Source organism: Veillonellales bacterium (assembly GCA_039680175.1).
Classification (GTDB): Bacteria; Bacillota; Negativicutes; order JAAYSF01; family JAAYSF01; genus JBDKTO01.
This window is the reverse complement of sequence record JBDKTO010000077.1, coordinates 1-8,163: the sequence shown is the minus strand read 5'-3', so window position 1 is coordinate 8,163 and position 8,163 is coordinate 1. Positions and strand designations below refer to the sequence as shown.

8 protein-coding genes are annotated in these 8,163 nt (G+C 39.2%); 7 read left to right on the top strand and 1 reads right to left on the bottom strand.

All coding sequences use genetic code 11. From position 1 onward, the window contains the following. Positions 1-111: 111 nt before the first annotated feature. On the bottom strand, positions 112-735 hold the full coding sequence (locus tag ABFC84_13515) for a tripartite tricarboxylate transporter substrate binding protein (protein ID MEN6413758.1): 624 nt from the start codon (positions 733-735) through the stop codon (positions 112-114). A 54-nt stretch (positions 736-789) separates the two neighbouring features. On the opposite strand from ABFC84_13515, the gene ABFC84_13510 reads away from it, so the two are divergent. The 7 genes from ABFC84_13510 to ABFC84_13480 all read left to right on the top strand — a co-directional run bounded on the left by ABFC84_13510 (position 790) and on the right by ABFC84_13480 (position 7,906). Next, positions 790-2,325, top strand: coding sequence for a hypothetical protein (locus ABFC84_13510; protein MEN6413757.1), 1,536 nt, complete (start codon positions 790-792; stop codon positions 2,323-2,325). Between the two features lie 990 nt (positions 2,326-3,315). Then, complete coding sequence (ligD, locus tag ABFC84_13505) at positions 3,316-4,260, top strand: non-homologous end-joining DNA ligase (GenBank protein ID MEN6413756.1); 945 nt, start codon at positions 3,316-3,318, stop codon at positions 4,258-4,260. A 4-nt stretch (positions 4,261-4,264) separates the two neighbouring features. After that, positions 4,265-5,092: a Ku protein gene (locus tag ABFC84_13500; GenBank protein ID MEN6413755.1), complete on the top strand. Its 828-nt coding sequence runs from the start codon at positions 4,265-4,267 to the stop codon at positions 5,090-5,092. Beyond that, positions 5,085-5,984, top strand: a complete 900-nt coding sequence (gene ligD / locus ABFC84_13495) for a non-homologous end-joining DNA ligase (GenBank protein ID MEN6413754.1) — start codon at positions 5,085-5,087, stop codon at positions 5,982-5,984. The genes ABFC84_13500 and ligD (ABFC84_13495) overlap by 8 nt, the downstream gene beginning before the upstream one ends. A gap of 452 nt (positions 5,985-6,436) precedes the next feature. After that, the gene (locus ABFC84_13490; GenBank protein MEN6413753.1) at positions 6,437-6,808 is read left to right on the top strand and encodes a DUF169 domain-containing protein; all 372 of its coding nucleotides are present in this window, start codon (positions 6,437-6,439) and stop codon (positions 6,806-6,808) included. Between the two features lie 256 nt (positions 6,809-7,064). Then, complete coding sequence (locus ABFC84_13485; protein ID MEN6413752.1) at positions 7,065-7,643, top strand: nucleoside recognition domain-containing protein; 579 nt, start codon at positions 7,065-7,067, stop codon at positions 7,641-7,643. A 17-nt stretch (positions 7,644-7,660) separates the two neighbouring features. Next, positions 7,661-7,906: a FeoA family protein gene (locus ABFC84_13480; protein MEN6413751.1), complete on the top strand. Its 246-nt coding sequence runs from the start codon at positions 7,661-7,663 to the stop codon at positions 7,904-7,906. Positions 7,907-8,163 lie beyond the last annotated feature (257 nt).

Genomic DNA, 8,163 nt, shown 5'->3' with positions numbered 1-8,163 from the left:
ATTTTATCTATTTTTTTTGTTCCTTAATCAAGTCCAGTATGCCCGTTTCCTCTAGCATTTTAGATGTTTTTTGTTTTTCATTTATCCATTTCATTTCTACTTTTTGAGGGTCTAAATATTCAACTTGGATTCTTTATTAATCATTTCACCAATTAAATGAGGAAAGGATCCGATTCCGCCATGACTAAATTTTAATTCACCAGGGTGTTCTTTGGCATAGGTAACTAATTCTCCTATACTTTTCCATGACTGCTTTGATTGAATTACTACTATCCAAGAAGAACTTGTAATTTGTGCTATGGGTTGTAACGCAGATATATAATCATACTTTGTCGTGCCATATATCGGTAATGTAATTAATTCAGCATCGGTCATTCCTATAGTATAACCATCAGGTCTTGATGCTGCCAATTCGTTCCAGCCGTTGGTACCTGCACCACCGGGTTTGTTGGCAATTACCAGTGATTGCCCAAGGTATTTAGATGCTTCTTTTTCTATAGTTCTAGCTACTAAATCCTGTCCCCCACCAACGCTAAAAGGCACAATTATCGTAATTGGTTTATCAGGATAATTATTGGCAGAGTTTACTGCTTTTGTTTGTATGCCAGCGCACCCTCCCATTAATATAGGTACGCTCTCGGAAACCCGAGAAATTATATGGATCAAGGCATTTGGCCTTGGTCTTTTTTTAATTTTCCTCCACAATCTGAAGGATTTGAAAATAATACTTGACAAATCAGAATCGCCCCAATAATCGCGATGGAGGCACTGTTTAGCCTACTTTCGTCGATGGTGGTGATTTTTTTGCTGAAACCAACTCGTTCCCATCAACAATTTCAAGACTTCCTTAAAGAACAGTTACAATTCCACTACTTAAAACACGGTCTGTCAGACCCAGTTTTACGCAATCACAAAGCCTTAGCCAGTGTTTGGTGCTGTGATTTATCTAAAGTCACTGCAATTGTCGCTGACCGCTATTCCAACTCTTTCGGTCCGGTAGCTCGTGATCCCGCCGATATGTTTCGCTCTCTACTGCTTATGGAAATACTTCATGAACGTTCTATTGACACTTGGGTCAATACTATGCGTTCCACACCCGTTTTTGCTATCCTTAGCGGATTTCTACCGGAGGATGTTCCGGGAGTTGGTACGTTTTATGATTTCATCAGGCGCCTGTGGTTGTCTTCTTCGGCACATCTTGCCAACAAGATCCATAAGCCCCGGCATAAACCCAAGAAGGGCAAGAAAAAAGGAGAAAAGTCACCAATGAAAAAGCCTGGTATCGTCAAGCGATTGGTTGACCGTTATCTGGAATATCCCCCTGATTTCCATTCACGTCCGCATGATCTTTTCCAAAAGATTTTTAAGGAATGTTTTGTAGTCCCCTCTGCAAAGCACGGTATCTTAGGAAATTTAGATGCTTTAGCGATTGCCGGGGATGGATCTTCTGTCCGCACCGGCGCCAGCCGTTACGGCAAGTTGATTTGCGATTGCAGAAAAAACGGCATCCTTACGTGCAATTGTCCCCGCAAATACTCAGACCCCGATGCTTCCTGGGGCTGGGATAGTTATCGTGAGGAATATTACTACGGTCGTACTTTGTACGCCTTTACCGCTGCCGACAGCCCTTATGATTTGCCTGTTTATCTTAATTTTTTCAAGGCCTACCGGCATGATAGCCTGGCTTTTGTCTATTCCTTTTTTGATTTTATTCAGCTCAATCCTGAGTTTAAGCTGGCTGAATGTCTGCTTGATTCTGCTCATGATGCTTACGCCATTTATAAGCTGTTACATCATTATGATATCGCTGCTTTCATCGACCTCAATTCTCGAAACGATGTCAGTTGTTCCAGTCAACGCGATTTCTCTTTTACCAAAGAGGGTATTCCTGTCTGTCCTGCTGGTCATATCATGGCCTACAATGGCTTTTGTAAAGACCGCCAGCGCCATAAATGGCGTTGTCCGCGTACTCGTAAATCATGGTCAACATCTTGTGATTCGCCTTGTTCTAATTCTGCTTATGGCCGAGTGATTTACACCAGAGAGCAAGACAATCTCCGTTTCTTTACCCGAATTCCACGGGGTTCTGCGTTGTTTAAAGAGCATTATCGCCGTCGCACATCTTCAGAACGCTGTTTTAAACGGCTGAAGGAAGATTATCTTTGGGAACGCAAGACCAAAACTCGCACTTCTGCCAACTGGTACTTCCGTGCTTTTTCTACTGCCATGTGTCTGCATATTGATGCTTGGGTAAAGCATCTCAAGCTGGATATGCGCGATCTCATTTTAGCCTGGCAAGCAGAAATTGATTCAACAGCCGCTTAGTTTATCAGCAAAATGAGCTACATTCTGTCGTGTTTGGCCTAGTTTTAAAAAATGGTATTGGCTAGGTCTTTTGGGTATGCTCTTCTTTAAAATTCGGCTTCTCCCAGCGTTTCAAGGTGCTTTTAAGCATCTTCGTTGCCAGCAGTACTCTCTTTTTACCATTATCTGTCTTCAACTTTCCGAGAGCCTACTATAGAAGTCATTACTAAACATACGACTAACAAAAATAAAGTGTTTTTTCGCACATTACCACCTCCTAATTTCCATAATTCTACATTTAGTAATAATTTCCTGTAATTATATGTAAAAAATATAAATTTTTACATATAAACTGTGGAAATAAGCGTATTACCAAAAATATATTCTCAGAGGTGGTTGCCATACTATGCGAACAGCAGCCTTTATAGGCGAAGAAGTAGATGGGGGATAATCCACGATTCTATTTCTTCAAATAAATAACCAATAGCAACGCCGACTAAAATAGCGGCTAATAACGCAGTAATAAATGTTGTGTTATTATTGTAGTCAATCAAATTATTCACTTCCTGATAATATAATTATGATATAAGACAGAATATTCCTGCAAGAAATAAAAAATAACCCCGTCTGGCAGTGTATGCTGAACGAATTTATGACGCTTATTTTATTTCTACCCGCTTTATATGGACTGGTATCAGGGGGTAACCGAAAACAATGGGACATAACAGCTATGTTGGCAACGAATAACAGCTATAGAAGCTGCAGCGGTAACTTCGGGGCTGTTTGGAAAAGGTAAAAAACTGTCAATGAGTGAATCAAACCAGGGAGAAAGCCAATCTAATCATTGCTAGCTCAGATTTTATCTGAGAACAATGATTATCATTTAGCTCCCGGATAGCTTAATAACACAATCTTTAACTCGGCCTATCAGGTGTTTTTATTTCGATTAATGAATTTCATTGATGACATACTATTAATAAGTATCTTAGTAATTAACAGGGAGCAATAGATATGGACATTATTCGCCCTATGCTTGCAAAAATATCAAAATTACCCAAAGACGAGGATAAATATGGATTTGAAGTCAAATGGGACGGCATGAGAGCTATTATTTATTATCAAAATCAACATATAAAAATTTTAAGCCGAAATCTAAATGACGTTACTCAGCAGTACCCAGAATTGAATAATATTCCCAAATTAAACCAAACCGCTATATTTGATGGTGAAATAGTATATTTTGGTGATAATGGGAAGCCTTCATTTGGTGGATTACAACATCGAATGCATATAACAGATAAAGGAGTTGGTTCGGCAGAAAAAAAATATCCGGTGGTCTACATCGTTTTTGATTTACTATCTTTAGGCGAAAGGTCGTTATTGAATTTGAGTTATGTAGATAGACGGGAACGATTAGAAAAGCTGAATTTCAACAGTATGTCATGGCAAACTCCTAGCTATAAAATTGGCTCAGGTCGTGATTTGATGCAAGCCGTCAAGAAAATGGGCTTGGAAGGAATCATGGCCAAACGTTTAGATAGTTTATATATACCAGGAAAACGAAGTGGCGATTGGTTAAAAATCAAAAATAAACAGCGTCAGGAATTTGTCATCGGCGCGTGGATTCCTGGAAACGGCAACCGTTACAATGAAATAGGATCGTTGCTTCTAGGGTACTATAATGCTAGACACCAATTGAAATATGCCGGCAAGGTTGGTACAGGATTTACAACTGCGGATTTAAAAAATATCAAATTATTATTACAACCATTATTAATGCAACAGAACCCGTTTGAGAATAGAATTCCCTATAAAGATGCGCTCTTTGTGCAGCCTAACCTTGTTTGTGAAATTGAATTTACTGAATGGACGTTAAGTCATACCTTGCGGCATCCTGCCTTTAAAGGATTACGGTCAGACAAATCACCGAAAGAAGTTATTAAAGAGGAGGTCTAGGACGATGCGGCCTATATGGAATGGTGCAATAAGCTTCGGATTGGTTAATGTCCCGATCAAACTATATAGTACAACAAAAAAGAAAACCGTACGATTTAATCAGTTAAGAAAAAGTGATGGGTGCCGTATTCAGCAGAAAAAAATTTGTGGGAAAGATGGGAGTGAGGTATCCCAAGAAGAAATTGTGAAGGGATATGAAGTATCTCCCGAGCGCTATGTCGTAGTTAGTGAAAAAGAGTTAGAAGCCTTAAACCCAATTAAATCTCGGAATATCGATATACAAGATTTCGTGGATTTGAATCAAATTGATCCAATATTTTATGTGCAATCTTATTACCTTGTTCCAGATAAAGGTGCAGTAAAGGCCTACTCTTTACTGCTCACAGCAATGAAACAGTCCAATAAAGTAGCTATTGCTAGATTTGTCTTACGTAATAAAGAATATTTATGCGCTATTCGGCCGATTGGAAATGTATTAAGTCTTGCTACAATGTTTTTTGCTGATGAAGTTATTCCTCAAACAGAGTTGGAAGGGTTACCAGAGTCCGTAATTGAACCAACGGAAAGGGAATTAAAAGTAGCTTTACAGCTGGTTGAGTCCTTATCAGCAAAATTTGAACCTGAAAAATATAAGGATGAATATCGTGAACGGGTTCTCAATTTAATTCAAGAAAAAGCCGAAGGGCAAACGGTAGTTGTAGAAAAAGTACCTGAAGAGCAAAAAGGGAAGGTGGTTGATTTAATGGCAGCATTAGAAGCTAGCCTGTCCCAGATAAAAAAGAAAAACACTAAAAAGGCACCTAGCGAGAGAGCACGTAAAAAACATGCCTAAATATAGTGAACTCGATATTGCAGGCATGAAAGTAAAGGTATCTAATCTCAATAAAGTATTTTATCCTGAGACGGGATTTACTAAGCAGCAAATGATCGATTATTATATAAGAATTTCCCCTGTATTACTTCCTCATTTAGCGGGAAGGCCATTAACATTAAAACGATATCCGAATGGAGTAGAAAAGAATTTTTTCTATCAAAAGTCTTGTCCAAGCTCACGTCCGGAATGGATGACAACAACCCCTATATGGAGTGAGAGTAATAATAGAGAAACTTGTTATTGCATTGTCGATAGCCTGCAGGCTTTAGTATGGGTTGCTAATTTAGCAGGGCTTGAACTTCACACATCTTTATCGAAGCAAGAAGACAGCAAAATACCAACCATGATGGTATTTGATTTAGATCCCGGACTTCCTGCGACGATAATAGAATGCGCGAAAGTTGCATTATATCTAAATGAGTTGTTTATGAATGCCAATTTAAAAAGCTATCCTAAGACATCAGGATCCAAGGGGCTGCAAGTTTATGTACCACTGAATACTCCTACAGACTATAATCAAACGAAAGAATTGGCTTATAAAGTTGCTCAAACATTAGAAGCTAAATATTCAAATTTAGTTATTTCAAAAATGAACAAAAAGCAGAGAGAAGGCAAGGTGTTTATCGACTGGAGCCAAAACGATGAGCATAAGACGACAGTATGTGTTTATTCGTTGCGGGCTAAAGAAAAGCCAACAGTTTCGACCCCAGTTACCTGGGAAGAAGTAGAAGAAGCCTATAAGAGCAAAGATTCAAAGCAGTTATTTTTTACATTTGACAATATATTGAAGAGGGTTGATCAAATCGGTGATCTATTTGCTCCTGTGCTTACGACTAAACAATATTTATAGACCTAAGACATAGAAGTTCAAGTTAGTTCGAAATTGAGTAATAAGCCTTCAGTTAACTGGGCTTAATTTTTTCCCTAATATTCAAGTTGATTTTTGCTTTTTGAAGTTCTACAACGAAACCAAACGCACGTTCTTTATGCGGAATTATAAACCGAACAATCCTTCATGTTCGGTTTTCGCGCATAGCACGTAAAATTTATGCTGATTACATCGACAAGATTAAGCCGTTTGGAATAGATGAGGCGTGAAGCGATGTGACCGGTTCCGTGCAGTTGTTCGGTTATGGCCAGCAAATCGCAGATAAAATTCGGCCGCGCTCCGTCATTAAATGGCGGCGGGAAAGTAAGTGTCTTGTTGAGAAATAAAAACCGCCTGGCCTATGCACACCGGCTTCGTTTTGAAACATATACTCAAAAATACTCATATTAAGTAGAAAAAGTGAGGTGGAAGACATGGAATGTCGTTTGGCCAAAGAATTAAACTTGCGGTATGAACCTGTATCTATTTTTCTGAGCGATGAAAAACCGGAAAGAGCACTTCAATGTAAAGGCCAAAGAAGTTGCACAATCCCATTATTTTTAACCGCAGCAAAAGGTAAAACGGTTATTTTGGAACGTAGTACTACAGGATGCCCCGGAGAAAAAGTAGGTCTGGGGTTTGGCCAATTTCCTAACTATCCTGATGGTATTGAATACTTTTTATCAGTAGGGAAAAGTGGTGTATTTGAAGGAGAAGGTTATTTGAAGGATCCAGACCTAGGTAAAGAATTCGTTGAGTGCCTGCCAATAACAGATATTCCTTACCTAGCCCGAATGAAAATATAGTATAGGACTATCTATGTGGCGTGTGCTGGGATGGGTGGTGCTTTACTCGTTGACATCTTGGCGCCGGGCTTTTTCATTATCACACGCATATATACAGTGTTGGAAGAATTAATTTGGTACCTTTTATTTTTTACTTGTTGTCACACGGACTCTCGAAACAAGGCGTGAGCGATTATTAGCTACCTTTTTACTATCGCTTACAATACCCTGCTCGGCACAGCTGGGATTAGTTCTCGCCTTGCTATCCCACAATGCCATGGCCTTAATGATATGGGTCATTGTCATATTGATGGTTTTCTTTGCTGTTGGCTGTCTGAGCGCTAAAATTATACCTGGTGAGCGAAGCCCGTTTTATTTGGAAATCCCCCCCCTTCGTCTGCCCGTTTTATCAAATATTATTACCAAGGCGTTTACTCGTATGTCCTGGTACTTTATAGAAATATTGCCGGTTTTTATCTTTACGAGTTTAGTATTGTGGGTTAGCGACTGCATCGGGTTGCTGTCTTATGTGATTCAAAAAACAGAACCCATAATGATTCTGCTGGGATTACCGCGGGAAACGTCGCAGATATTTTTATTGGGATTTTTTCGCCGCGACTATGGAGCAGCCGGACTTTACGATATGTGTGTACGGGGGTTATTAACGGACAATCAGCTGGTTGTAGCCGCGGTTACCTTAACGCTGTTTCTTCCGTGTGTGGCGCAATTGGCTGTAATGATAAAAGAGCGTGGACTCTTTTCTTCTCTGATTATGGTCATTCTTATTATTGGGATTGCATTTCTTACCGGAGGATTGCTGGGGCACATCATCGATTGGCTGTCTATTCAGATTTGAAAGACTGAGGTGGCACAATGAAAAAAATGTTCTCCATTACAGAACTTAACCCAGGGGATAGGGCTAGAATTGGCTCGCTGCTATCAGTCAATAAACTACATTTGCGTAAACTTACCGTCTTCGGAATTTTACCGGGAGTTGAGATTGAGCTGCTTCAGACTTCACCAACGTATGTACTGCGAGTTGAGCATACCCAGCTAGCTCTTGATTTTGAGATTGCTAAAAATATATTTGTTTGGAAACAAGAAAATATAAAAAATTAATTGTTGATTAAATAAGCCACCTACTCGATTAATATTTTATATAAAAGCAGGATTTCTAAGAAATATTTCGAAAGATTTAAAAAGTGAATAGACGCAATTATCGCAATGTTGAGCGAAGTAAAGATTAAAACTCTTTGTACAAAAACTAAGGAGGGATCCAGTAATGCCCAGGCCTGTGTTTAATGAGGAAAGATGCAAAGGGTGTGCCTTGTGTACAGTGGCATGTGCAAAGAAAATCATTGTTATGTCAAACAAAA

Bases quoted from the DNA above. Each gene is read 5' to 3' on its own strand.
- ABFC84_13510 (MEN6413757.1), top strand. From the start codon at position 790: ATGGTGGTGATTTTTTTGCTGAAACCAACTCGTTCCCATCAACAATTT.
- ligD (MEN6413756.1), top strand. From the start codon at position 3,316: ATGGACATTATTCGCCCTATGCTTGCAAAAATATCAAAATTACCCAAA.
- ABFC84_13500 (MEN6413755.1), top strand. From the start codon at position 4,265: ATGCGGCCTATATGGAATGGTGCAATAAGCTTCGGATTGGTTAATGTC.
- ligD (MEN6413754.1), top strand. From the start codon at position 5,085: ATGCCTAAATATAGTGAACTCGATATTGCAGGCATGAAAGTAAAGGTA.
- ABFC84_13490 (MEN6413753.1), top strand. From the start codon at position 6,437: ATGGAATGTCGTTTGGCCAAAGAATTAAACTTGCGGTATGAACCTGTA.
- ABFC84_13485 (MEN6413752.1), top strand. From the start codon at position 7,065: ATGGCCTTAATGATATGGGTCATTGTCATATTGATGGTTTTCTTTGCT.
- ABFC84_13480 (MEN6413751.1), top strand. From the start codon at position 7,661: ATGAAAAAAATGTTCTCCATTACAGAACTTAACCCAGGGGATAGGGCT.